Below are 23783 nucleotides of genomic sequence, written 5' to 3' on the forward strand. Positions count from 1 at the left end.
TACGTTTCATATACTTTGATACAGACAAGGATGATTCTTATGAAAAAAACATTGCTGCGTTCAACGTTTCTTTTACTGTTGGTTTCCGTGATTGCTAAAATCTTATCTTTTCTTGTACGTATTCTTTTAGCTCGCACCCTAAGTGAGTCTGCAATGAATTACTATACACTCGCTTCCCCAACCATGGTCATTATGATTACCTTAGCGCAAATGGGGATACCTGGAGCTTTGAGCAAGGTCATTGCCCAAAGCAAGGATACGCGTAAACCACTTTTAGCAAGTATCTTTGTTTCCATGATAAATAATATCGTAATTATCGCCGCCTTTTTCATTCTTCTTCCTTTTCTATCTTTCTATATTTTAAAACAGCGTGAAATATTACCGGTGTTATACGCCATTTTACCATTAATTCCCCTTGTGAGCATATCCGGTATATTAAAGGGGTATTTATTCGGGAAGCAACAGCACGTTCAAGCAACTGCCTGTCAATTATTTGAAGAAGGTTCACGTATTCTCTTTTTGCTTGTTATGTTCTCTATGGATCACACGTTAACTAATGTCACAATGGCAAAAATCGCCATGTATTCAATCAGTGTCGGTGAATTATGTAGCAGTTTGTATATGCTGTTTGCTCTGCGTCAGCATAAACATGATATCCGACAATTACCAACCTTATTTCACACATTGCATCGTCAGCAATTTGATGAAGTATTATCCATCAGCATCCCTATGACTGGAAGTCGTTTAATCGGATCTTTAACCTATTTTTTAGAACCCATTGTCATGGTAATCGGTTTAAGTGCCTTACAAAGTGATACGATGATTCATGCCTATGGACAATTGAATGGCTATGTTTTGCCAATCATCACGATGCCTAGTTTTTTAACCATCACCTTAAGTAATTTTTTACTTCCTTCTTTTACGTATCATTATACCCGTGGACATGAAGCGACAGCCCGTCATCAATTTTCTTTTATCTTAGCAAGTTGCTTTATTGTCGGTGCTATCTGCAGTTTCCTATGCTATTTTTTTAATGAAGAATTGTTATTGCTTTTTTACCACAATACACGCGGTGCCCTTTTATTAAAACAACTCGCCATTCCCTTTGCACTGTATTCGCTGCAGCCTCCTTTAAGTAGCATGTTGCATGCGATGTCGCTCAGTAAAAAAACAGTATTCGATACCTTTGCAGGCTCCTTTACCCGCTTATGCTGTGTCGCCTTTTTATCACACATCCTGTTCGCCGATGCATTAAGCATAGCAATCAGTGCTGGTATGCTGGTCACGACTTGTCTTCATGCCATTCGCCTATGGTTCGCTTTTACCAAAAGCAAATAATTATTGCATATTATAAAAAAGATAGAAACATGGAAAAATTTCTATCTATACCATCTAATTTCTTATGGCGACATGATAAAATCAAAACATCTTATTTTGGGAGTCTATTTCCTTCTTAATGATAAAAAAAGCATTTTTCTGCCAGATGCATAAAAAGATATCTTTAACATCTTGAATCCCTTCTTCTTTCATACAGGCTTTCAGCCATTCACTGTCGCGATGCAGATCCTTCAGTGCTTTTTTATTGATAATGCCATCACTGATCAATGGATCCGGATGCTTGACTTTACAGCTTTTTTTCGGCAACACACTTAATTGTCCATTATTTTCCAATACAGCAAAAGCCACTTCATCAGGCGTACATAGATCATGCGAACGTATTTGACTCATCAAATCGTCAATGTTATATCGATTCTTACGCATTGCATCTTGGTTGATGTGTCCATTATGTATTAAAATAACACTTTTACCATCAAAAATATCACGTACTTTTTTGCTTTTTAATAAGATCCAGCTGATAATGATTTGTAAAACGGCCAAGGTAAAAATGGGTACGAGTGATTTGAGAATACTTTCATGTGATTCGGTAATAGAAATAGCAAGCAATTCACTCATAACCAAATAAATAACAATATCAAATACAGATAATTCACCAACTTCACGCTTTCCCATGATTCGTAAGGCAATTATAATGACAAAGTATACGACGAGACATTTTATCATCAATGTGATATATTCTTGCATTTTTCATCCTCCTTGCATAGTCCGACAAACTTTTTCATACATTACAATGAGGTGATTCCCATTGAAATCAAAGTTACAGACTTACCTTCAAAGTGCCGCTATTCTTTTAGCACTCACATTGTTATTTTCTCTTATCTTTGCCGCTTTATACTATTTTACCTGGATTTCAGCTGAAACTTTTCATATTCTGAATTGGATTGGCGGAGCTATTGCTTATGGTTGTGGAGGTGTCTGGTTAGGCATCAAAACAAAGAAAAAAGCGCTGTTCAGCGCTTTAGGAATGATTCTTTTATTTTGCATACCCGTCTTTTTATTAAGCGGCATTTCTTTACTGTCCATTATAGAAATGCTTTCCAAAGCTCTGGCTTTTATCGCTTGCTGTATGCTGATGTATGCGAAGACACAAGCGAAAGCCTAATTATAACTTGAATAACCCTTCTTCCATATCATAACCCAAATGACGATATGCTTTATCCGTTACAATGCGACCACGGGGTGTACGATTTATAAAACCGATTTGTAATAAATATGGTTCATACACATCTTCTAATGTCATAGCTTCTTCACCGATACTGCTAGCTAAAGCTTCCAAGCCAACCGGACCGCCTTTAAATCGTTCAATGATTCCTTTCAAATATTTATGATCAACGTTATCAAGTCCTAAATGATCGACCTTTAACTTATCAAGGGCCATTGCAGCGACTGCCTTATCGATGATGCCATCATTCATAACTTGTGCAAAATCACGCACTCTGCGAAATAAACGATTTGCGATACGTGGGGTTCCACGTGAACGCAATGCTATTTCCAATACGGCTTCCTCTTCAATTTCCGTATCCATGACACGGCTTGTACGCCATATGATCTGTTGCAATTCATCTAGACTGTAAAATTCCAGCTGCGATACTATACCAAAACGATCTCGCAATGGTGCTGTTAGATCTCCAGCTCTAGTCGTTGCGCCCACTAAAGTAAATGGTGGAAGATCCAAACGGATAGAGCGTGTCGTACTGGAATCTTTACCGACTACGATATCAATACAATAATCTTCCATTGCTGGATAGAGCACCTCTTCGACTTGTTTGGGTAAGCGGTGTATTTCATCAATAAACAAAACATCTCCTGCTTCTAAAGTTGATAAGATAGCAGCCAAATCTCCACTTTTTTCAATAGATGGTCCACTGGTTGTTTTAATATGCCCACCCATTTCATTTGCCAAGATATAAGACAATGTGGTTTTTCCTAATCCTGGAGGCCCATACAATAAGACATGATCCAAAGCTTCATTGCGTTGCTTCGCTGCCTGAATAAATACTGCTAGATTTTCTTTTAACTGCGCCTGCCCGATATATTCCTTTAATGTGGAAGGACGAAGTGTATCCTCTTCCTCAACTCCCTGCATTTCATTTGAAAGCACACGTTCCATGCCTTATACTCCCTTTCTTTTTGCCAATATAGATAATGCCTTTCGAATATATTGATCACTAGTCGTAGACTCTTCCATAGCCATTAATTCTTTTTTCACACTGCTAATTTCAGCATTTTTATAGCCTAAAGCTTTTAATGCCTCTATGGCATCCAACAGTTGGGCATTTTCTTTTGCCTCAATTTCAGTTACTTCTTCGACCAATTTATTCTTCAGATCCAAAACAATTTGACTTGCTGTTTTAGCACCAATGCCTGGTAATCCTTTTAATGTTTTGACATCATTATTTTCAATTGCCATGATCATATTTTTAGCAGGACAAACCGCCAACATACCCAATGCTGTTTTAGGGCCCACACCTTTTACACTGATCAATTGCAAAAACAAATCATGTTCTTCCATACTTGTAAAACCAAACAGCGTAATAGCATCCTCTCGAACATGCTGATAGGTAAACAAGGTTACTTCTGTATTCAAACGTACAGCCTGTGGATTTGCGATATATACACGATAACCAATGCCATTGTTATCTATGATCAAAGAATCATTGCTGTAGCTGTGAATCGTCCCACGAATAAATGCTATCATTTTTATCACCTTGTTTTATTTTATCATGCCTAACGCTAAAAAAAAAGAAGGAGTATGAGATTCCTAATGATTCTTCATCAGCCAACCACAAAGGAAAATATCAAAAAACAATGAAAGAGCATTTAAGCTCTTTCATATAATCGTAAACCATTCGTGATTTGCTTAATAACATGTAAACGCAATAAATAAAAGAATCCGACCTGTGGAAACCGTTACTCTTTGTCCATTGCAATTACCTGCTCAATAAAGGTAGGATCATACTTCTCCTTTAACTCCTTTTGCATAGTGATTGTTTCTGTTGCAGAAGATTCATTCCCTGTAGCATCCATATCATAATATTGTGTACTCTCTAAAAACAGACAATACAAACTTACCGCTTCTAAGTGCTGTTCTTCCTTCATGTAAAACGTATACGTGTCTAAAAAACGCTTTACTACGTCGTTTTTATGAATAATTGCCACAACTTGATCATGTTCATAAAATGAATAAAAATGTTTATCTGCCCCTAGCCCTGTTTCATAGATTTGGTAGGTTTTTTCCGGCGTTATAAGTTCATAATATTCCCATCCTGTTTTTACAAAAAGAATTTGTTTTGTAACATGTAGTCTGCTCATGCATTCAGCATATGGCATGCCATCTTTACGAATAACAACTTTTTCAAAACCTTCTGCATTTAGCTCATAATCATGACCAAGCAACTGCATCGTTCCTATCCACGCTTCGGGTAAAACAGTAGTACCTATAAGCTCACCTTTCCGTGTTATCTCATGTTTGCTTAATGGTAAGCGCTCTTTCTGCTCAAAATTTACAATCATAATTTCCTCCATTTTATATTTATATCTGTATTGAGTATATCGTAAACGGTTACATTTTACAACTAAGATTGAAATTAAAATCATGAACAGGTAATTTTTTTGCAAATCTTCGCATCTATCGTTAATTTTTAGAAGGTGATTGGTTATCTTATAATCCCTTTGATTATTTTTGTGAGATGGTCTGGGTTTTCCAGCATTGGCATATGACAACTATCTTTAACAAAAAAGAGTTGTAGTTTCGCCAAAGTATCCGCATCTAAACAAAGATCGTGTATACGATCAGGATATGCAGGCAAGCCACGATCACCATAAACACCATACACCAAGCAGTTCGCCTGCTGCACCAAATAAGCATCATCAAATGTTTCTTGCAGTTCTTTATTTAAGGCATCTAAGTAATAGATGGATTCTTCTTGAAGCATCGACATAAGTTCATCTTTTACTTCACTATTTTTTGCCAAAAGCAAATTGCGATAAAATGCCGCTGTCGGACGTAAATTAGTTTCTATGAAAATAATCCCTTTCACTCGCATTTGAAAGTCTGCACAAAGCTGTAAGGCAATCTTGCCACCCATACTATGTCCTATGATATAATCATAAGATGCTTTTCCATAGCGATCATAAACATCTTTCGTGATATCCATCACTTGTTTTGCCTGTAACAAAACATCATGCGAATACTTTACAAAAACATTGTCTTCTTCTTCCCAATCCTTTATCATGTATCGCCATATTTCCTTTGTACATTTTGCCCCAGGTAACCATAAAATTTTCATACTTCCTCCTTGGCTTTGCAATCATTTTTTAATTTTTTATAAACGGTAAGATACATCGTCAAATAGCTGCAACCACCACCAATAAAATTGGAAATCGGTTCAGCCAGAAACACTCCCATGACCCCCAATTGGTCAACTGTAGGCAGCCATAACGTTAACGGTATAACAATTATAACTTTGCGGAATAAAGAAAAAAAGATAGCTTGTCCACTTTTATTCAATGCCACAAAAACACTTTGCCCACTAAATTGAAATCCCATCATGAAATAACCAAAGTAATACAGTTGGATTGCCGGTATGCCCCATTTTACAATCACTTGATCACTAGAAAAGATATGGAGGAAGAACGTAGGTGTCAAATAGACAAATAGCCACATGAGCAGCATATACGCAACAACAACGACACTCATAAAGCGAATTGCCTTCAAGACGCGCTCATCCTTATGAGCTCCGTAATTATACCCTAACACCGGCTGTGCAGCATTGGTAATTCCACTTGCAGGTAATGTGATGACTTCACGTAATGAATTTATAATGGTCATGATACTGATATACACATCACCACCATACTGTTGTAAACTGGCATTGCATACCACCTGTACAGCACTATTGGTAATAGCCATAACAAAGCCACTCATCCCTAGCATAAGGATCTTTTTTACGTAGCACAATTGCAATTTCAATGCATGTCGCCTCAGCATGATACCACTTTGTTTATGCGCAAGAAACCATAAGATGCAAACAGCCGATGCTAGCTGCGAAAGAACGCTTGCGATTGCTGCCCCCTTTACCCCTAAATGAAAACTGAAAATACATATCGGATCCAAAATGATATTGAGTACAGCACCCAATACTACACTTAACATCCCTATCTTTCCAAACCCTTGGGCATTTATAAAACTGTTCATGCCTAAGGATATCATGACAAAGAGCGAGCCAAACATGTAAATGGTAATATAGTCATCTGCAAATGAAAAAATAGCATCACTTGCCCCAAACAAATATAAGATATCTGTTTTAAACAACAATACAAAAAGGGTTAAAACGATACCAAATACCAGTAAAAGCGTAAAGCTGTTTCCCATAATTTCTTCTGCTTTTTTCGTATTCCCACGTCCTCGCTCAATCGAAAACAAAGGAGCGCCACCCATCCCTGCCAGATTTGCAAAAGCAATGACTAAGGTGATGATGGGAAACGTAATGCCGACTCCGGCAAGTGCATGATCGGCTACATCAGGTAAACGGCCAATGTAAATACGATCAATGATGTTATATAAAACATTGATAAATTGTGCAAGGGTCATAGGCAAAGCCAGTCGTAAAATATGACGGGCTACACTTCCATTACCAAAATTTTCTCCCCCTTTGTGCTTGATCGTTGCTTCTATCTTGCCACGCATAAATCGTATCTACCAACCGAAAGGCTTTAAAAAATGTTCTTCCATATACCATGCAAAGCCATCTTCATCATTGCTTTTCTTTGTTATATCATCCGCAATCGCTTTCGTATCTGCACTGCCATTGCACATACATACACCTAAACCACTGCATGCAAGCATATCATTATCGTTACTTGTATCACCAAATGCCACCACACTTGCGAAAGAAAGCTGATTCATCTCACAGTATTTCTTTAGCGCAAAAGCTTTTGAAACGCGATGATCAGCAAATTCCATTAAGGTTGACTGTGTTTTAAAGCCTTTATAAAACGGTGAAGGATGCTGGGCAACATAGCGTTCAATTGATGGCATAACCTCTTCCGTTACGCGAAACATGATCTTTGCATTCTCTTTTTGATACAGCTGTTCAGGCGTATCCATAACAACAATCTCTTTGTCACTGCTTTTAGCAGAATGTTGCATCATCGCATCATTGCGTCTACACAGTAAATAACCATCATGATAAATAAAGTAGTTTGCATCAAATGGCTCCATCAGCTCAATGATTTCTTTAATCCATTCGGACTTTAATTTATAATAGCCAAATTCTTCTTGTCTTTTTTCATCCCATAATTCAGAACCATTCATACCAATCAAAATATCAAAAGGATAAGAAAATCCCCATTTCTTTGCATTACGCTTTAATTCATCCAACGGTCTGCCAGAAGCGATACCGAATAATACTCCATGTGCATGTAGACGATCAATCACCTCTTTGGTCTTCCATGTCAATCGGCGATCTGTTGTCACCAAGGTACTATCAATATCACAAATAACCAATTGTATATTTTCCATACTACTGCCCCTCTCTTAGAACGTATACTCATTATACTACAAAATGTCAATGGATTTAAATTGCATCCAATAAAGCCCATAAACAATTTAATGAAAAAACATCTTTACTAACACCATAGCCAAAGCTAAGAATAAAAGCAGCTAATGGAAGCATGAGAGCAAGGAAAGCGATAAACCCATCGTTTAATATGGAAGGCAATGTTCCTTGATAGGCAAAATACATGGTTAAGCCAATTAGCACTGCAGACAACACCATAATGCAAGATAAGCGAAATTGCCATTGTTTCACATAAGCACTCTTTACCTGTAAAAAACTTTGTAAATTTTCATATTCACCCTTCTTTCCCAGAGTGATAACACCAATATCATCCACCTTGTGAAGATCAATCGTTTGTTGTGTGAATAATAAAATATGTTTCTGGCGCTGTTTTTTGGCTTTTGCATAACGCACTAATGCAGAAAGAATGTCCTCACCATAAACAACATCGCAGATATACCCATACGTATCCAGATGTTTTGCTTCTTCCAATTCCCAGGCATCTTTTACACAAAGGCGCATTTGCATATGCTTACTTGCAAATAATGCTAACAGCCCTTCCATCGCCTCATCCTGTAATGTTTCATAATCTATATATACATATGATTTTGGTGCAAATGCTATCATAAGAAACCCTCCCTTTATAGTTCCCATTATATGGGATTCAGTAAAAGATTGCAATCGTTATCTTATATTTCTTATTTATCTTATATTTTTGGATATAACATTCTAAAACAAAAAAAGCCGTACCTTCGTACGAACTTTTAAAAGTTAATGTCAAGAGAAACCGGACAATGATCAGAGCCAAATACATCCGTATGAATACTTGCTTCCTGTATCTTATCTTTGGCATCTTCACTCACTAAAAAGTAATCAATGCGCCATCCGGCATTTTTCTCGCGCGCTTTAAAGCGATAGCTCCACCATGAATATATGCCTTCCTGCTCTGGATATAAATAACGGAAAGAATCGATGAAGCCACTCTGTTGAAGCGTTGTCATCTTCGCTCGTTCTTCATCAGTAAAACCGGCATTGCGACGATTGGTCTTTGGATTTTTTAAGTCGATTTCCTTATGTGCTACATTCAAATCGCCACAAACAATCACACTTTTCTTTTCCTTTAATGCATTCAGATATGCGCGGAAATCATCTTCCCATTGCATACGATAGTCCAAACGCAATAAACCATCTTTTGAATTCGGTGTATACACACAAACCAGATAAAAGTTTTCATATTCACAGGTAATGACACGTCCTTCATGATCATGTTCATCAATACCCAGATCATAGGTCACCGCTATTGGCTTTTCTTTGGTAAACACCATTGTTCCACTATATCCTTTTTTATCTGCACTGTTCATATATTGATAATATCCGGGTGTTACAATATCCAATTGCCCCGGTTGCATCTTCGTTTCTTGAATACAAAAAATATCTGCATCTATTTCTTGAAAGAAATCCATAAAGCCCTTTGTCATACAGGCACGGATTCCATTGACATTCCATGATACCATCTTCATAAACATCTACCTCCATCACATAGCATTATGATAACGGATTTCATAGAAAATTACTAGTAGTTTAACCAAACATCTTGCGTTTCCATGTTACCTAAATATATTTTCTTTCATATGAAAAAGTCAGTGATGTAGCAAGACATGAAAGTCTGCAGATCATCACCGACATTCTGTTTATTCCATAAATTCAAATTCAATATTACAGATGACAACGGTATCGCCGTCCTGACATCCCGCATCACGCAATGCTTGGTCAATCCCCATCTTGCGCATCTTACGCGCAAAACGCATGAAATCTTCTTCATTATCCAGTTTGCTCATCTTAAAGCTTCGTTCAATCTCATCACCAACGATTTCCCAATCACCATTTCCAAGATTGCGAATTTCGTACGCTGGTTTTTCGGGTTCAAATTTATATAAGACACCTTCGGCTTCCTCATCCACTTCTGCATCATTGAATAATGGAAATTGTGGTGTAGTTTCTAATAAATCAGCTGCCCGATATAATACCGGCTCCAAACCTTCCGCGATAATCGTCGTCGTTTCAAAAACTTCTACCTCAGGATAGGCCTTTTTAAAACGTTCTAGATTTTCTTTTGCTTTCTCTAGATCCATCTTATTCGCCAAAACAATCTGAGGACGTTCCATCAAACGATATTCATAGTTTGCTAACTCTTCATTTATGATCTTATAATCTTCTAGCGGATCACGGCCATCATGGCTGCCCATATCAACTACATGGATAATCACGCGACAACGTTCAATATGACGCAAGAATTGATGCCCCAATCCTTTACCTTCACTTGCACCTTCAATCAAGCCCGGCAAATCTGCCATAACAAAACTACGTCCATCCGGTACTTGAACCATGCCTAAATTCGGAGCTAAGGTCGTAAAGTGATACTCTGCAATCTCTGGACGTGCCTTTGATACAACGGATAAGAGTGTTGATTTTCCTACAGATGGAAAACCGACCAAACCAACATCGGCTAGCACCTTTAATTCTACTTGGATATCTAATTCTTCTCCTGGCGCACCTAGTTCTGCATATTGAGGAGCCGTATTTTTACTTGATTTAAAATGAAAGTTTCCTTTGCCCTTTTTACCACCTTTGGCAATAACCTCTCGTTGTCCTTTATGGGTCAGATCGGCAATGATCCTACCACTCTTCATATCTTTTACAATCGTTCCTAATGGAACTTTAACAACACAATCCGCACCTCGTGCTCCATGCATTTTCTTTGTTTTTCCCTTGCCTCCTGGCTCAGCCGCAATCTTTTGGTTATAACGAAGATCTAACAATGTTGTTTTCCCTTCATCTACCATGAAGACAACATCACCGCCATCACCGCCATCACCACCGCTTGGCCCACCATAGGCAACATATTTTTCTCTACGGAAAGCAACGATACCATCACCGCCTTTTCCCGCTTTTACATGTACTTTTACACGGTCTACAAACATTTGCACACCTCCTTATCTATTTTTTAAACAAACTTTATTCAAAAATAAAATCCCCATGTGGGGATTTTTTATTCTTAAGCCTGTGGGTAAACTGATACTTTTTTCTTATCTTTACCTAAACGCTCGAATTTTACGATACCATTTACTTTTGCAAATAAGGTATCATCTCCACCTCTCCCAACGTTTGTACCTGGGTGAATTTTCGTTCCGCGCTGACGATAAATGATAGAACCTGCGTGGCAGTATTGTCCATCAGCTAATTTTGCGCCAAGACGTTTTGACTCAGAGTCACGACCGTTCTTTGTAGAACCAACACCTTTTTTAGATGCAAACAACTGAATATCTAATACGAATTTCATACTCACACCTCCTGATCATGTATTGAAATATAGTTATGATAATTTTCTTCCAGAGTTTTTAATTGAATCAGCATCGCTTCTAGTAAAAGCTCTGCCGTTTCATCTCTCTGTTTTAAACTGATTTTTACATATGCTTCTTTCATGACAAGTTCGCACACGTCATGTTTCGTCATTTGGTCCAAAGCATTCAGCATTCCTACCGCGATAGAACTAACTCCGGCACATACAAGATCTTGACCATGTTCGCCATATTCTGCATGATTATGAATCAGCACTTCCTGTAGAAAATCCGACTGTCGTTTAACCTCGACGTTTACCATATTCTTAAGCCTCGATAGATTCGATTGTTAATTTTGTATATGGCTGACGGTGACCCTGTTTACGATGAGAGCTTCCTTTTTTTGCTTTGTACTTGTAAATGATGATTTTCTTAGCTTTGCCCTGTTTTTCAACTTTAGCATTCACCTTTACACCTTTTACATATGGAGTACCAACGCGCAGTGCACGGTTGCAGTAAGCGACAACTTTGTCAAATACTACTGTTTCTCCTTCAGCTACATCCAATTTTTCAACGAAGATTGTTGCACCTTCTTCTACACGGATCTGTTTTCCGCCTGTTTCAATAATTGCGTACATAATCGCACCTCCTTCTTGTTTAAGACTCGCCATGCAAGGTGATGATTTCTCATGCTTAAACCCTGTTTTGAGCGGTTGTAAATCCAAAAGAGGACATACAACATAGATATGTTATCATAAACTCTAATAATTAACAAGAGTTTTTTTCTTTCATGCCTTCCTAATTTTTTCTTTCATTCTTTACTTATCAATTCGATATGACGATGTTAATACGCATGCAATCCATTTTGAGATAATTCTACAATAGTTGCAATCTTTTTAACAAACATAACAAACATTGCGTTTACTTCTGTATCGCCAATCCTTTACTTCCTAACGAATGAAGCTAGCCTTATTCCTCATCCTTCTGTATACGTATTAGTTTCTTGACCAAGCAGGAGGTTTCTTTATCAACAACTCCTTCCACATACAGATAATTCCCCTTGATTAGATCATCAGCATGTAGTTCATAAATATTTGGCATACAAACCAAATCAAACTTCCCTGTTTCATCAGCTCCTACCACAAACATCATTAAATGACCATTCTTTGTACGGAACTGTTTGGTACGCTCAACCATACAAATGAATTTCACATAAGAATGCAAATGTGAGGTCAATGCAATTAAAGGCACCAAACCTTGCTGCATTTTATCACGCAATGCCGTAATCGGATGAGCAGATAAGTAAAAGCCTAGCATCTCTTTTTCACGTTCAGCGCGCTGTGCCGCATTTTCTTTTAAAGAAGTTAATGCCGGCTTGCTTACTAATTCAAAATCAAATAATATTTGATCTTGATCCTCAATCTTCACCAGATCTCCATAACGTATTGCATCATCTAAAGATGCTAACAAAGAACTGCGATTGATCTTGAATTCGTCCAATGCCCCGGCAAATATCAGCATTTCCATTGTTTTTTTACCAAGCTTTTGCCCTTCCATACGCGCCACAAAATCAAAGAAATCTTTGAAGTTCCCACGTTTTTGACGTTCTTCAATTAGGACATTAGATACCGCATTGCCAATACCTTTAATACCAACAAGAGGAAAGCGCAATGCATTGCCTTCTATTTCATACTGGTTACTGCTTTGATTTACTGATGGCAACAATATTTCAATATGTCGTTTTCTTGCTTCAAAAACATATTCACTCGTCTTGGTTTCTGAACCTATCACACTATTCAACAAAGCGGTAAAGAAGTACAAAGGTGCATTGGCTTTCAAATACGCCATCTGATAAGCAATCATACCATAAGCAACAGAATGTGAACGATTAAAACCATAATTCGCAAATTTCATGATCAATTCATAGACACGTATTGCCAAGCTCTCTTCATAACCTTTTTGTTTAGCACCTTCGACAAAATCTTCTCGTAAACTTTGTAATTCCTTACCTTTTTTCTTTGATATCGCCTTTCGCAAGTTATCCGCTTTGCCAAGTGAGAAGCCAGCCATTGTTTGAGCAATCTGCATGACCTGTTCCTGATAAATCATAACGCCATAAGTGTTTTCTAAAATCGGCTTTAAATCAGGATGTAGATAATCTACTTTTTCAGGATGTGTACGGCATTCCAAATAGCGAGGTATATTTTCCATCGGTCCAGGTCGAAAAAGTGCTACCGTAGCCACAATATCTTCAAAACAAGTCGGTTTCATCTTACGGATTAAATTTTTCATCCCTTCACTTTCTAATTGAAAGACTCCGACCGTATCTACTGATCGAATGAGCTGATACGTTTTCGCATCGTCTAAAGGGATATGCATGATATCTAAACGTTTCTCTTTCGCATTAATCTGATGGACAATTTCATCAATAATGGTCAGATTACGCAATCCCAGAAAGTCCATTTTGATAAGTCCCAATTCTTCCAAGTACTCCATCGTGAATTGTGTGGCACACATTCCTTCATCTACATCAATTAATGGACAAACATTAGAAATATCCTCATTGCTTAAAATTATACCGGCAGCATGCAAAGAGGAGTGACGCGGCAAACCTTCCAATTGCAAAGCAATGGCAAACAGCTTCCGCATTTGTTCACCGCTGTTGATCATTTGTTTGAATTTCACACGTTCCTGATAAGCATCCTGTAAAGTTACTTTGGGCCGATTTGGTACTAATTTACATAACAAATCAATCTGTCTTGGGGCAACTTGCATCGCTTTTCCTACATCGCGAAGTACCTGTTTTGCAGCCAAGGTATTAAATGTAATAATATGTGACACATGATGTTCTCCGTATAAATCATGCACATAGGCGATCACTTCATCTCTTCGATCATCTGGAAAATCGGTATCGATATCCGGCATAGAAACACGTTCAGGGTTTAAAAAACGCTCAAACAACAAATGGTAGCGAATCGGATCGGCATGAGTAATTCCTAAACAATAGGCGACTAATGAACCGGCAGCACTACCACGGCCTGGCCCAATGTAAATATCTTGCGTTTTTGCAAAACGGATAAAATCCCAGACTATTAAAAAGTAATCTGCATATCCCATAGAAATGATAACATCCAATTCATAACGCAGACGCTGTTCATAAACAGATGGGATTTTCTGATATTGCATCCTTTTCTCAAGTCCTTTATGACAAAGCCTGCGTAAGAATTCCTCACTGCTCATACCATAACGATTTTTGAATTTAGGTAAAATGGCCTTTGGAAATTTCATTTCAACATGACACATCCGAGCAATTTTATCACTGGCTGCCAGATCATCTTCATCGTATAGTTCTACCATTTCTTCTTTCGAGCGGAAATATCGCTTTGGGCTATAATTCAGCATCTTATCATCTAAAGATACCCCTTGATTGATAGCACATAGTGTTTTATAGCTTTCTTCACCTTTCGCTTCATCAAAATATATACGAGATAAAGCCGTCGTTGGTATTTGCATCTGTTGACATAATGCTTTTAAAAGTCGGTTCTTTTGTCGTAATAACGGGCTGTCGTTACGAGAGATTGCTACATAGAAAGTCGCGAAACTTTCCTTACACCGTTGCAAAAAGGCTGCCAAATGTTCCATCTCTTCTTTTATGAGATATGTTTCCATCTGATTTTGGTCACCATTTGTTAAGACGACACAATCTTTCGTATACGTTAACAACTCTTCCATTGTTAACTGTTCTTTCCGTTCTTTTGTATTTAGCATTGTAGATAATTTCATCAACGCTTGATAACCATCATCATTTTTGGCCAATAGTATAAAGCCAAATATTCCCTCTTCTTCAGCCACCTCTACTTCCATACCAAAGATTGGCTGAATATCAGCTTTCTTAGCCATATGATAAAAGGCCATGGCTCCATGCATAACTTCTTTGTCACAAAGTGCTACCGCATGATAGCCATACCGCTTAGCACTGTCAACGATCTTTTGTATGGTCATCGTACTTTGCAGCAAGGTATAACAGCTGCGCACATGCAGATGTACACTCATGACATCACCTCTTTCATTCTTATATTTTATCATGTATAAAAGAAAACTTGAACCTCTTCCACAGATTTCCTAAAGATTACATTGAGAATATCATTTCCCTAACCATTTAGATTCCCTTTTCATTACATGTATGCACATACTACGTCCTTATAACGTAAGGAATACACATACTTATCTCTACCTTTTCATTTGGCAGGGAATTTCATCATAAGTTCACTCATAAAATGGTAGTTAAATAGTTTCTAAAGTACAGAAAACATGAAAAAAGTCTTATAACTATCGTTATACTACTACATAACAACAGTTTCAAGACTTTTTATTTATTCATCAATGCGTTTTAATAATTCCTGTAATAAGCGATTAATGTCATCCTTCTTTAATCCCTTAACCCCACAGGCAAAGCGATGTCCACCACCATGATAAGTATTGGCAATATCATTGATCGTTTTTTGGCGAGAGCGCAGGCTACCATTATAGATTGCGTTACCATCAGCATCTCGTTCTTTTTCAATAAATAAGGCCCATGCTTCAAATTCCTGTACACCACCCATAACAAATACTTTTTCCTTCGCCTCATCAAACGTCAGTCCATAATGCTCGTAATCTTCTTTGGATACGATCATATAGGCTAATTTCTCTTCTAAGACACTGCAATTCGCACGAATATAATTTTCATAACGATATAGACGCAGACTTGTCGAAAAATTGTCTTCATTTGCCTTAGCTACATCCACACCACATGTTAATAAATAAGCAGCCACGTGGAACGTATCTGGTGTCATGGTTGAAATAGAAAAACGTAAAGTGTCAGCAATTAAACCACCATATAAATATTGTGCACACAGTGCAGATATACGAATACCTTTTTGCATAAACATATCTGCTAATATTTCACATGTAGCACCTTTCAGATCCTGAATAATTTCTACATCGGCAAATGTTTCGACATAAATATGATGGTCTATTTTCAATCGATAGGCAGCGTTTAGAAAGCGTTCATCATCCACGCGGGCACTATTCGCCGTATCCAAGATAATAGCGAGACTTTGTGTTATTGTTCCATCATCTACAACATCCATTGCGGGAAAATTGCCGTCACGTGAACCGCTTCCACTCGACCCTAAAGCATATACCTGCTTTTTGGGATATGTATCTTGAATCCACTGTTTGAGACCAAACTGTGAACCCAAGGCATCACTGTCTGGAGAAACATGACGATATATCGTGATAATGTCATATTGCTCAACTAAATCAAACAGTGCTTGATACATCTTATTCACCTAACAATGCAAAGGTATCACGCGCAATCATCAGTTCTTCATTAGTAGGAATCAACCACACCTGAACCTTACTTTCTGGTTTTGATAATAATAGCTCTTTTCCACGGCTTTTTGCATTCAATTCTTCATCTAAGACAATACCAAATGCATCCTTCAAACGTTCGCATACCAAACGGCGAATATTCGTATCGTTTTCTCCAATACCACCAGTAAAGACGATAGCATCCGCACCACCAAGCTGTGCATAATAGCCACCTACTGTATTGATAACACGATTCACATATACTTCCGTTGTTAAGATGGCACTTTCATTGCCTTCCTTGCAAGCATCTTCAATATCACGTGCATCAGAACTAATGCCCGAAACGCCTAGCATACCTGATTGCTTATTCATAACCGTATCCATTTCATCAGGAGTTAATCCTTCTTTTTTCATGACATACGTAACGATAGCAGGATCAATATCACCGCAGCGTGTTCCCATCATCACACCAGCCAATGGCGTAAAGCCCATGGATGTATTAATAGATTTTCCACCATCTACAGCAGTAATCGATGCGCCATTTCCTAAATGACAAGTAATGATCTTAGTATCCTTCACATCCTTGTTCATTAATTCTGCACAACGTAAGGATACATATTTATGAGAAGTTCCGTGGAAACCATAACGACGAATCTTATATTCATCATAATAACGCATTGGCAATGCATAAATATAGCTTTCTTTTGGCATTGTCTGATGGAATGCCGTATCAAAAACGAACACATGTTTACAGCTTGGCAGGTTTTCTTTGAATGCGTTATACCCAACTAAACCAGCTGGGTTATGTAATGGTGCTAAGTCATTTAAAGATGCAAATTTAGCAACTACATCATCTGTTACAGGTACACTTTCTTTAAAGATTTCTCCACCATGTACAGCACGATGACCTGCGCCAACGATTTCATCTAAGCTATTGACAATCTTATATTCTACCAAAGCTTCCAACAATAAAGCCACTGCTTTTGTATGATCTGGGATAGGCAATGTTTTTTTAATTTTCTCACCATCTACTTTAATGGTAAACATCGCATCTTCAAAACCGATTTTTTCGACGATACCACTCGTTAATACCGTCTCAGATGGCATTTCAAACAACTGGAATTTTAATGATGAACTACCTGCGTTCACTGAAATAATTTTAGACATTTCTGCTTTCCTCCTGCTAATTTTCCAATTTTTCTAATTCCTCAACCAGTGTACAGATTTCTGCATCACCGACTGCTTTTATTTTATCATAGATTTTGATTCTTGTTTCATAATTTTGCACAAGATGAAGTTTTTTCTCATACTCCTGTAAGATCAAAGAACTGCGTTTCATATGATCACTTACTGCTGAGCGCGAAATCGCTAACGTTTCCGCAATTTCCGAAAGTGAAAAATCTTCTTGATAATATAATTTCATCACTTCTGCTTGTTTCTCGGTTAAAAGTGTTTCATAAAAATCAAGCAGTGCGTTCATCTCTTCGGTTTTTTCGATCATTCTTCTAATAATCCTTCACACATGCTATATAAGTAAGAATCAATATCGAACGGACGAAGATCATCCACCGTTTCTCCTAAACCGATATATTTTACAGGCAGACCTAATTGTTCACGTATCGCAATGACAATACCACCTTTTGCCGTACCATCTAGTTTCGTCAAGATAATCCCTGTCACATTGGTCGTTTCTAAGAAAATCTGTGCCTGTGAGATACCATTTTGTCCGGTTGTTGCATCCAACACCAACCATACTTCATGCGGCGCACCAGGAATTTCACGTTCAATAACACGGCGCATTTTCTCCAGCTCTTTCATTAAATTCGCCTTATTCTGCAATCTTCCTGCTGTATCTCCAATCAAATAGTCAATCTGATGTTCTTTCACATAGCGACACGCATCCACTAAAGCTGCACTTGGATCTCCGCCTTCGCGTCCCTTGATACAAGGCACATCTAAGCGTTGGGCCCAGGTTGCCAATTGATCTATCGCTCCTGCGCGGAATGTATCCGCTGCCGCCAAAGCAACACTACTTCCTTCTTCTTGAAAACGTTTGGTCAGTTTAGCCGTGGTGGTTGTTTTCCCACTGCCATTTACACCAACCATTAAGATCACCGTAGGACCATCTGTATTTTTATGAAAAGGAGCGTCCTCTTTTGCACAATACATATCTCGCATAACTTCAATCAGACAATCGGTGATTTCATTAAATTTCTTCAATTTCCGATCCATTGCACGATTTTCTACTTCATCAACAATTTTCTGAGCTGTTTTTATACCGATATCTGCCTCTAGCAAGACAATCATCAATTCTTCTAAGAACGCTTCATCAACACCAGCAAATCCCACTGCTAAACGGCGAATACGTTCAGAAAACGATTTTTTTGATTTATTTAAACCACTTAGATAGCGATCACCATCCTTCTTGGATGAAAATGTATTTTTTAATTTTGATAAAATTCCCATTATGCACTCACCTCTTCTTTATCAATCATATGAATTGCATCCTGCAGCTTAACTTTCAACAGCTGCGACACACCATTTTGTTGCATGGTAACCCCATATAATGCATCACATTGCGCCATTGTTCCCGGACGATGAGTCACTACGATAAACTGACTCTCTCCTCGGAATTGCCCAATGTATTTGGCAAATCGTTCAACATTCGCCTGATCAAGAGCAGCTTCTACCTCATCAAAGATGCACAGTGGCATCGTTCTCGCCTTTAGGATAGAAAAGAGCACACAGATCGCAATCAAACTCTTTTCACCACCAGAGAAAAGGCGAATATTTTGTACGGTCTTTCCTGGAGGCTGGACATCAATATCGATGCCGGTATTTAACACATCCTGTGGATCCACCATGAACAATCTAGCTTTACCACCGCCAAACAAGGCTCGGAAAACATCATTTAACTGCGCATTGATCTTATCAAACATCTCTTTAAACTGTTTGATCATGATTTCATCCATCTCATCGATTGCGGTAAGAATCTTATCCTTTGCCGCCAATAAATCTTCGCGCTGTTTCGATAAAAAGGTAAAGCGTTCACTCACCTCTTCATATTCTTTCGGCGCATCTAAATTTACATTTCCTAACGCCGCAATTTCCTGGCGCAACACGACAACACGTCTGCGAGCTTCCTCCATATCTGTATCTAATTTCATGCTCTGCGCATATTCAAACGTCATTTCATAAGTAGAACTCAAACGCTCCATACTTGTTTCTAACCGTGTTTCAGCTTTAGCTTGTGCGACTTCTACTTCGCGCATTTCATTCTGTAACACATTAAGCTCTCGACGTAATTGGCGAATCTGTCCATCCTTACGTTCCACTTCGTTTCCGGCTTTTAAACGACGTTCACGCTTGCTCTTCATCTGTGAGGTAATATCATCAATCTTAGAATGCACCGCGGAAAGCTTGACGACGATATCATCTTCCATCAGCGCACTATCTGCTAAATCTTCCTGCGGGGCAATTTGCTCGTAATCCGCCTTTAAACGATCATATTTCGCCCATTTTGCCTTAACGATAGGATCTAGCTGCGCACTGGATATCTGCATCTGCACAAAATCGGTACGCAAGCGTTCTTTTTTGCTTTGCAAAGCTGTTAGCTGATTCTTTAAGCCATCAACTTTCATGCTTTGACCATCTAGGCTTTGCAACACCTGATTCAATTCTTTTTGTATCGTTAAAGGAGTTGCTTGATTACGAGTACGTCCACCTGTCATACTTCCCCCTTTATTAACGATATCTCCTTCAAGCGTTACAATCTTATAGCCATAGCGCAACACCTTGGCAATCTCATTCGCATTCACCAGTTGGTCCACCACAATGACATTCCCAAACAATGCATCTCGCAAGGTGTTAAACCGTTCTTCATTTTCAACAAATTCACTCGCGATTCCTAAGAATCCTTCACAGTTTTCAGCCAACATGCGATGTTCTTTATTCATATAGCGTGGTTTCATGACAGTTAAAGGTAAAAAGGTTGCTCTACCTGACTGATTTTTTTTCAAAAAAGAAATTGCATGCCGCGCAGATGCCTCATCTTTTGTTACAATATGATACATTGCTCCAGCCAATGAATTTGAAATTGCCGTTTCATAATTCATCTGCGGTTTAAACAGTTGGGATACTACCCCTAAGATACCATTTAAATTTGCATCTAGTACTGCCTTGACCGCCTGTTGATGATTAAATGGCTGACGCGCTAAATTTTCTAATACATCCTTACGATTCTGCAAGCGATTCAAGATGGCATTCGCCTGTTGATTTTCTTGCAAACAATAAGAAATATCATTATCACATTTCGTCATTTCTTCCTTACGCAATGCCATATCCGTTTCCAAGTCTTGTAAACGGCGAGAACGATCCTCATATTCATAATGAGCCTCTTCCATCATTGCTTTTAATTCTTTCGCTTTCTCTGCATTACTGGCAAATTCCAACGCATATTTACGCTTTTCATCCATTTCGATCTTCCGCGTTTCCAACATACGGGCATCTTCACTTAATTTCGTAAAAGTTTCCTGTAATTTGGTGATTTCACGATCCAACTGATACATCTCATTCCGTAATTCACTATTTTGATTATCTTCTACGGAAATCGTTGTCTCATGCATCGCTTTTTGTGTGTCTAAATCAAAAGATTTCTTTTTCAGCTCTTCCATCTGCGTGTGCAGTTTTTCAATCTCATCCACTAACACACTAACCTCAATCTTTTCTAGTTCACTTTTTTTCTCAATATAAATATTCGCTTTCTTTGCCTGCCGCTTTAAAGGATTCACCTGACGTTCCAATTCCATAATGATATCTTCTAAACGAGACAGATTTTCCTGTGTTCGATTTAATTTGCCTAACGATTCATTTTTACGTTTCTTATACTTAGCCACACCGGCTGCCTCTTCAAATAAAGCTCTTCGCTCTTCAGGCTTTGCATCCGCAAAAGCTGAAATATTTCCCTGTGATATGATAGATAAAGAATCTCTTCCTAATCCAGTATCCATCACAAGATTAACGATATCTTTTAAACGGCATGGTGTCTTATTGATGAAATATTCGCCTTCACCGCTTTGACGATGCAAACGACGGGTAACCTCAACCTCTTCAAAATCGACATTCATAATGTGACGCGAATTATCGAAGACTAAGGTCACTTCGGCCATATTTACCGGTTTTCGTTCTGTAGAGCCATTAAAGATAACATCGCTCATACTTGTCCCACGCAGTGATTTTACGCTTTGCTCCCCCAACACCCAGCGAATGGCATCATTGATATTACTTTTTCCGCAGCCATTTGGCCCTACGATACCAATGACATCAGAATCAAAGGTGATGATGGATTTATCCGCAAAGGATTTAAATCCCTGCAGTTCTATTCGTTTTAAAAACATAGGTGCCTCCATTCAAAAAGTCACGTATTGTCTGATAAATAATCATTACTAAAATACGAATCTGCTTTTTTATACCGTTTTCTATTATATCATGATTTTTCCCTTGTCTTACAAGATATTTTAAGATTCCCACATTTTTTCAATCAGCACTCTTACGGAAATGTGTTTCATATAGAGGACACTTCTTTATATGAGCGCTAAATAAATATTTCTTCGACAACCTTCGTTGAGCTTTTTATACAATTGTGCTACAATAGGTAACAACTTCATGGGAGGTGATGCATTCATGGAAGAAAAATCCATGCGTGATATGTATAAACTGGGATTAGGAGAAGAAGTTGCCAATTGTGTGACCCATGGAATCATGGCATTGCTTTGTCTTATCGCTCTTCCTGCCGCAGCTGTATACTCATATGAACTTGGTGGAACCTTGCGTTCGACAGGTGTTTCCATTTTCATAGTTTGTTTGTTTTTGATGTTTATCGTTTCTACCTTATATCACTGTATGCCTTTTGGTAGCGATCATAAATATGTTTTCCGTAAGCTAGATCATATCTGCATTTATTTTGCGATTGCCGGTAGTTATACCCCTATTGCTTTATGTGTCATCGGCGGTTGGGAATGTATTGCCATTCTTTGTATTGAATGGTGTGCCGTCATCGGCGGTGTCTTATTAAAAGCATTATCTTCAAAATCTTATCCGAAATTGTCTATGACGATTTATATGATTATGGGATGGACAGCACTCTTATTTATGCCTGCAATCATCCAGAATGTAACGCCACTCTTTCTAGGGTTGATCGTAGCTGGCGGTATCATGTATACCATTGGCGCCTTCTTTTATGGCAAACCACAACATAAATATTTTCATTCTTATTGGCATATTTGTATTAATATCGCCAGTATTTTGCATTTCATAGCAATTGTCTTTATTATGTAGGAAAGCATCTGATTCATTAGAAATCAGATGCTTTTTTAATATTTCTTAATGCTAATTTTTCCCTTCTGCTTAGCTGTTTTATTGCATATTCTCGTTTACGAGCACTGGCTGCATCCTCACAGGATTCAAAATAATACAACTCCAATGGGCGATGTGCTTTTGTATACTTTGCACCTTTTTTCATAACATGATCATAAAAGCGTTTCCGTAAATTGGTTGTCCATCCACAATACAAGGATTCATCACAGCAACGCAGTAAATACACATAAAAGCCATCTTCATATGGAATTTTAGGTGATGGAACGGACAAAATCGCGGGCTTTTTGTAAATCCGTTTCATCTGGATGAGTTCTTCCCTTCTCATAATTTTTAAGCTGTTCCTGCATATGTACATCATCGGGATGTTCTTTTATCATTTGACGATAACGTGCAATCACAGATTCTTGTACTTTCCCCTGGCATAAGAAATGCCCATACAGTTTGGCATCTTGAAAATGCGTTTCAATGCGTCGTTTGACCATGGTATAATACTCGGAATTATCAGCAGCCCCTAATGTGCCAAATAAGACAATTTTAGCATTTTGCACATGCTCTGCCAACTTTGCGCTGGCTGCATCTAAATCACCTTTATCCACCCAATAACCTAAATAAAGCATATCAAAGTTTTTTAACATGGATACTTTGACATCTTGAATACTCAGTAATTCTGCATCTTCGATTTCATTAGCAAATACTTCTGCTAATTTTCGTGTGTTTCCAGTAGCACTGGAATAAACAATCAGTGACTTCATCTTAA

General features: G+C 38.1%; 24 protein-coding genes and 1 other annotated feature. Of the genes, 3 read left to right on the forward strand and 21 right to left on the reverse strand.

Translation table 11 applies throughout. The annotated features are described in order from the left end of the window. Nucleotides 1-39: 39 nt before the first annotated feature. Entirely contained in the window at nucleotides 40-1338 is a 1299-nt protein-coding gene (locus tag EDD61_RS01410) for an oligosaccharide flippase family protein (RefSeq protein WP_132223428.1), read from the forward strand. Nucleotides 1339-1419: 81 nt separating this feature from the next. Here the strand turns inward: EDD61_RS01410 and EDD61_RS01415 are convergent, their stop codons facing one another. After that, nucleotides 1420-2082: a DUF421 domain-containing protein gene (locus EDD61_RS01415; RefSeq protein ID WP_008688680.1), complete on the reverse strand. Its 663-nt coding sequence runs from the start codon at nucleotides 2080-2082 to the stop codon at nucleotides 1420-1422. 61 nt (nucleotides 2083-2143) lie between these two features. On the opposite strand from EDD61_RS01415, the gene EDD61_RS01420 reads away from it, so the two are divergent. Then, nucleotides 2144-2500: a DUF3792 family protein gene (locus tag EDD61_RS01420; RefSeq protein ID WP_008688682.1), complete on the forward strand. Its 357-nt coding sequence runs from the start codon at nucleotides 2144-2146 to the stop codon at nucleotides 2498-2500. On the opposite strand, the gene ruvB is transcribed toward EDD61_RS01420, so the two are convergent. The 18 genes from ruvB to EDD61_RS01510 form a co-directional block, all read right to left on the reverse strand. Beyond that, nucleotides 2501-3508: a Holliday junction branch migration DNA helicase RuvB gene (gene ruvB, locus EDD61_RS01425; RefSeq protein WP_008688684.1), complete on the reverse strand. Its 1008-nt coding sequence runs from the start codon at nucleotides 3506-3508 to the stop codon at nucleotides 2501-2503. It lies immediately after the preceding gene. Between the two features lie 3 nt (nucleotides 3509-3511). Further along, entirely contained in the window at nucleotides 3512-4096 is a 585-nt protein-coding gene (ruvA, locus tag EDD61_RS01430) for a Holliday junction branch migration protein RuvA (protein WP_008688686.1), read from the reverse strand. A 212-nt stretch (nucleotides 4097-4308) separates the two neighbouring features. Beyond that, nucleotides 4309-4911 carry a hypothetical protein gene (locus EDD61_RS01435; protein ID WP_132223431.1) on the reverse strand — a complete coding sequence of 201 codons (603 nt, stop codon included), beginning with the start codon at nucleotides 4909-4911 and terminating at the stop codon, nucleotides 4309-4311. Between the two features lie 143 nt (nucleotides 4912-5054). Then, nucleotides 5055-5687, reverse strand: coding sequence for an alpha/beta fold hydrolase (locus EDD61_RS01440; RefSeq protein WP_132223434.1), 633 nt, complete (start codon nucleotides 5685-5687; stop codon nucleotides 5055-5057). Further along, a complete protein-coding gene (locus EDD61_RS01445; protein WP_132223437.1) occupies nucleotides 5684-7087 on the reverse strand; it encodes an MATE family efflux transporter in 1404 nt (467 codons plus the stop codon). Before EDD61_RS01445 ends, EDD61_RS01440 begins: the two co-directional genes overlap by 4 nt. 9 nt (nucleotides 7088-7096) lie before the next feature. Beyond that, complete coding sequence (locus tag EDD61_RS01450) at nucleotides 7097-7921, reverse strand: HAD-IIB family hydrolase (protein WP_132223440.1); 825 nt, start codon at nucleotides 7919-7921, stop codon at nucleotides 7097-7099. 55 nt (nucleotides 7922-7976) lie between these two features. After that, nucleotides 7977-8585 (reverse strand): hypothetical protein, encoded by a 609-nt coding sequence (locus EDD61_RS01455; protein WP_008688696.1) that lies wholly within the window; start codon nucleotides 8583-8585, stop codon nucleotides 7977-7979. A 137-nt stretch (nucleotides 8586-8722) separates the two neighbouring features. Next, a complete protein-coding gene (locus EDD61_RS01460) occupies nucleotides 8723-9478 on the reverse strand; it encodes an exodeoxyribonuclease III (RefSeq protein WP_132223443.1) in 756 nt (251 codons plus the stop codon). Between the two features lie 171 nt (nucleotides 9479-9649). Beyond that, complete coding sequence (obgE, locus tag EDD61_RS01465) at nucleotides 9650-10939, reverse strand: GTPase ObgE (protein ID WP_008688699.1); 1290 nt, start codon at nucleotides 10937-10939, stop codon at nucleotides 9650-9652. Between the two features lie 74 nt (nucleotides 10940-11013). After that, a complete protein-coding gene (gene rpmA, locus EDD61_RS01470) occupies nucleotides 11014-11298 on the reverse strand; it encodes a 50S ribosomal protein L27 (protein ID WP_008688701.1) in 285 nt (94 codons plus the stop codon). A gap of 2 nt (nucleotides 11299-11300) precedes the next feature. Then, complete coding sequence (locus tag EDD61_RS01475; protein ID WP_008978278.1) at nucleotides 11301-11618, reverse strand: ribosomal-processing cysteine protease Prp; 318 nt, start codon at nucleotides 11616-11618, stop codon at nucleotides 11301-11303. 4 nt (nucleotides 11619-11622) lie between these two features. Then, complete coding sequence (gene rplU, locus EDD61_RS01480; protein ID WP_008688704.1) at nucleotides 11623-11934, reverse strand: 50S ribosomal protein L21; 312 nt, start codon at nucleotides 11932-11934, stop codon at nucleotides 11623-11625. Nucleotides 11935-11946: 12 nt separating this feature from the next. Next, nucleotides 11947-12021 (reverse strand) — a sequence feature (ribosomal protein L21 leader region). Between the two features lie 244 nt (nucleotides 12022-12265). Beyond that, nucleotides 12266-15349 carry a DNA polymerase III subunit alpha gene (gene dnaE, locus EDD61_RS01485; protein ID WP_132223446.1) on the reverse strand — a complete coding sequence of 1028 codons (3084 nt, stop codon included), beginning with the start codon at nucleotides 15347-15349 and terminating at the stop codon, nucleotides 12266-12268. Nucleotides 15350-15669: 320 nt separating this feature from the next. After that, on the reverse strand, nucleotides 15670-16620 hold the full coding sequence (locus EDD61_RS01490) for a DHH family phosphoesterase (protein WP_132223449.1): 951 nt from the start codon (nucleotides 16618-16620) through the stop codon (nucleotides 15670-15672). A 1-nt stretch (nucleotide 16621) separates the two neighbouring features. Next, nucleotides 16622-17818 carry an acetate/propionate family kinase gene (locus EDD61_RS01495; RefSeq protein WP_008688707.1) on the reverse strand — a complete coding sequence of 399 codons (1197 nt, stop codon included), beginning with the start codon at nucleotides 17816-17818 and terminating at the stop codon, nucleotides 16622-16624. A gap of 16 nt (nucleotides 17819-17834) precedes the next feature. Next, on the reverse strand, nucleotides 17835-18152 hold the full coding sequence (ylxM, locus tag EDD61_RS01500; protein ID WP_008688708.1) for a YlxM family DNA-binding protein: 318 nt from the start codon (nucleotides 18150-18152) through the stop codon (nucleotides 17835-17837). Further along, nucleotides 18149-19117, reverse strand: a complete 969-nt coding sequence (gene ftsY / locus EDD61_RS01505) for a signal recognition particle-docking protein FtsY (RefSeq protein ID WP_008688709.1) — start codon at nucleotides 19115-19117, stop codon at nucleotides 18149-18151. Before ftsY ends, ylxM begins: the two co-directional genes overlap by 4 nt. After that, nucleotides 19117-22047 carry a chromosome segregation protein SMC gene (locus tag EDD61_RS01510; RefSeq protein WP_132223452.1) on the reverse strand — a complete coding sequence of 977 codons (2931 nt, stop codon included), beginning with the start codon at nucleotides 22045-22047 and terminating at the stop codon, nucleotides 19117-19119. The genes ftsY and EDD61_RS01510 overlap by 1 nt, the downstream gene beginning before the upstream one ends. A 286-nt stretch (nucleotides 22048-22333) precedes the next feature. On the opposite strand from EDD61_RS01510, the gene trhA reads away from it, so the two are divergent. Continuing rightward, entirely contained in the window at nucleotides 22334-22987 is a 654-nt protein-coding gene (trhA, locus tag EDD61_RS01515) for a PAQR family membrane homeostasis protein TrhA (RefSeq protein ID WP_008688711.1), read from the forward strand. A 16-nt stretch (nucleotides 22988-23003) separates the two neighbouring features. On the opposite strand, the gene EDD61_RS01520 is transcribed toward trhA, so the two are convergent. Together EDD61_RS01520 and bilS are read right to left on the reverse strand one after the other, a co-directional pair. Then, nucleotides 23004-23252 carry a GIY-YIG nuclease family protein gene (locus EDD61_RS01520; RefSeq protein ID WP_132223455.1) on the reverse strand — a complete coding sequence of 83 codons (249 nt, stop codon included), beginning with the start codon at nucleotides 23250-23252 and terminating at the stop codon, nucleotides 23004-23006. A gap of 25 nt (nucleotides 23253-23277) precedes the next feature. Beyond that, nucleotides 23278-23778, reverse strand: coding sequence for a flavodoxin family protein BilS (bilS, locus tag EDD61_RS01525; protein WP_008688714.1), 501 nt, complete (start codon nucleotides 23776-23778; stop codon nucleotides 23278-23280). Nucleotides 23779-23783 lie beyond the last annotated feature (5 nt).

Origin of the sequence: Longicatena caecimuris, from assembly GCF_004341945.1 — a bacterium.
GTDB classification, from domain to species: domain Bacteria; phylum Bacillota_I; class Bacilli_A; order Erysipelotrichales; family Erysipelotrichaceae; genus Longicatena; species Longicatena caecimuris.

Excerpts from the sequence above, each read along its gene's own strand:
- EDD61_RS01450 (WP_132223440.1), bottom strand. The coding sequence starts at position 7,921 with ATGGAAAATATACAATTGGTTATTTGTGATATTGATAGTACCTTGGTG.
- EDD61_RS01495 (WP_008688707.1), bottom strand. The coding sequence starts at position 17,818 with ATGTCTAAAATTATTTCAGTGAACGCAGGTAGTTCATCATTAAAATTC.
- trhA (WP_008688711.1), top strand. The coding sequence starts at position 22,334 with ATGGAAGAAAAATCCATGCGTGATATGTATAAACTGGGATTAGGAGAA.
- ylxM (WP_008688708.1), bottom strand. The coding sequence starts at position 18,152 with ATGATCGAAAAAACCGAAGAGATGAACGCACTGCTTGATTTTTATGAA.
- rpmA (WP_008688701.1), bottom strand. The coding sequence starts at position 11,298 with ATGAAATTCGTATTAGATATTCAGTTGTTTGCATCTAAAAAAGGTGTT.
- rplU (WP_008688704.1), bottom strand. The coding sequence starts at position 11,934 with ATGTACGCAATTATTGAAACAGGCGGAAAACAGATCCGTGTAGAAGAA.
- EDD61_RS01440 (WP_132223434.1), bottom strand. The coding sequence starts at position 5,687 with ATGAAAATTTTATGGTTACCTGGGGCAAAATGTACAAAGGAAATATGG.
- obgE (WP_008688699.1), bottom strand. The coding sequence starts at position 10,939 with ATGTTTGTAGACCGTGTAAAAGTACATGTAAAAGCGGGAAAAGGCGGT.
- EDD61_RS01490 (WP_132223449.1), bottom strand. The coding sequence starts at position 16,620 with ATGTATCAAGCACTGTTTGATTTAGTTGAGCAATATGACATTATCACG.
- EDD61_RS01435 (WP_132223431.1), bottom strand. The coding sequence starts at position 4,911 with ATGATTGTAAATTTTGAGCAGAAAGAGCGCTTACCATTAAGCAAACAT.
- ftsY (WP_008688709.1), bottom strand. The coding sequence starts at position 19,117 with ATGGGAATTTTATCAAAATTAAAAAATACATTTTCATCCAAGAAGGAT.
- ruvA (WP_008688686.1), bottom strand. The coding sequence starts at position 4,096 with ATGATAGCATTTATTCGTGGGACGATTCACAGCTACAGCAATGATTCT.
- EDD61_RS01475 (WP_008978278.1), bottom strand. The coding sequence starts at position 11,618 with ATGGTAAACGTCGAGGTTAAACGACAGTCGGATTTTCTACAGGAAGTG.
- EDD61_RS01510 (WP_132223452.1), bottom strand. The coding sequence starts at position 22,047 with ATGTTTTTAAAACGAATAGAACTGCAGGGATTTAAATCCTTTGCGGAT.
- EDD61_RS01460 (WP_132223443.1), bottom strand. The coding sequence starts at position 9,478 with ATGAAGATGGTATCATGGAATGTCAATGGAATCCGTGCCTGTATGACA.
- bilS (WP_008688714.1), bottom strand. The coding sequence starts at position 23,778 with ATGAAGTCACTGATTGTTTATTCCAGTGCTACTGGAAACACACGAAAA.
- EDD61_RS01455 (WP_008688696.1), bottom strand. The coding sequence starts at position 8,585 with ATGATAGCATTTGCACCAAAATCATATGTATATATAGATTATGAAACA.
- EDD61_RS01415 (WP_008688680.1), bottom strand. The coding sequence starts at position 2,082 with ATGCAAGAATATATCACATTGATGATAAAATGTCTCGTCGTATACTTT.
- ruvB (WP_008688684.1), bottom strand. The coding sequence starts at position 3,508 with ATGGAACGTGTGCTTTCAAATGAAATGCAGGGAGTTGAGGAAGAGGAT.
- EDD61_RS01410 (WP_132223428.1), top strand. The coding sequence starts at position 40 with ATGAAAAAAACATTGCTGCGTTCAACGTTTCTTTTACTGTTGGTTTCC.
- EDD61_RS01445 (WP_132223437.1), bottom strand. The coding sequence starts at position 7,087 with ATGCGTGGCAAGATAGAAGCAACGATCAAGCACAAAGGGGGAGAAAAT.
- dnaE (WP_132223446.1), bottom strand. The coding sequence starts at position 15,349 with ATGAGTGTACATCTGCATGTGCGCAGCTGTTATACCTTGCTGCAAAGT.